The sequence below is a fragment of the Vibrio sp. 1249-1 genome (assembly GCF_033340495.1).
This window is the reverse complement of sequence record NZ_JAWOWJ010000130.1, coordinates 1-1,084: the sequence shown is the minus strand read 5'-3', so window position 1 is coordinate 1,084 and position 1,084 is coordinate 1. Positions and strand designations below refer to the sequence as shown.

General features: G+C 48.4%; 1 protein-coding gene. It reads left to right on the top strand.

The annotated features are described in order from the left end of the window. The coding region (locus tag R7Z50_RS24740; protein ID WP_318149383.1) for a fructose-specific PTS transporter subunit EIIC at positions 1–979 on the top strand (979 nt) is incomplete at its 5' end. Positions 980–1,084 lie beyond the last annotated feature (105 nt).

The following is a 1,084-nucleotide window of genomic DNA, read 5'->3' as shown; positions in this document are numbered from 1 at the left end:
TCCTGTCGTCGTTGCAGGTGGTTTGATCATCGCCCTATCGTTCGTATTCGGCATTGAAGCATTTAAAGAAGAAGGTACATTGGCAGCCGCACTAATGACCATCGGCGGCGGCTCTGCGTTTGCACTGATGATCCCTGTGCTTGCTGGTTACATTGCCTTCTCAATTGCTGACCGTCCGGGTCTGGCTCCGGGTCTTGTTGGTGGTATGTTGGCAAGCTCTACTGGTGCAGGTTTCCTTGGTGGTATCGCGGCTGGTTTCATCGCAGGTTACGCAGCGAAGTTCTTAGCAGATAAAGTAAAACTTCCTCAATCAATGGAAGCATTGAAACCGATTCTGATCATCCCGTTTGTTGCGACGCTATTTACGGGCCTTGTGATGATCTACATCGTTGGTGGTCCGGTTTCTGGCATCATGAATGGTCTGACTGACTTCCTAAACAACATGGGTTCAGACAGCGCCGTTCTACTTGGTATTATCCTTGGCGCAATGATGTGCTTCGACTTGGGTGGCCCAGTAAACAAAGCAGCTTACGCATTCGGTGTAGGTCTATTGGCTTCTCAAACTTACGCACCAATGGCTGCAATCATGGCGGCAGGTATGGTGCCGGCGCTAGGTATGGGTCTGGCCACTTTCCTAGCGAAGAACAAGTTTGAACCAAACGAGCGTGAAGCGGGCAAAGCATCATTCGTGTTAGGTTTGTGCTTTATCTCTGAAGGTGCAATCCCATTCGCAGCGAAAGACCCAATGCGTGTAATCCCATCTTGTATGGCTGGTGGCGCTCTAACAGGTGCTCTATCTATGCTATTCGGCGCGAAACTGATGGCACCTCACGGCGGTCGATTTGTACTGCTTATCCCTAACGCAATTTCTCCAGACTTGATGTACTTGGTAGCAATTGCTGCAGGTACGGCGGTAACAGGCTTTACCTATGCATTCCTAAAAAACAAAGTGGATGCAAAACAAGAAGTTGCTGCATAAGCAAAATTTAAGCGATTAACACTTAAGCAATTAACAATGCCACCCTCGATTTGGCATTCAGCACCTCCCTTAAATTCCGGTTAAGGGAGGTGTTTTTTATTTCCC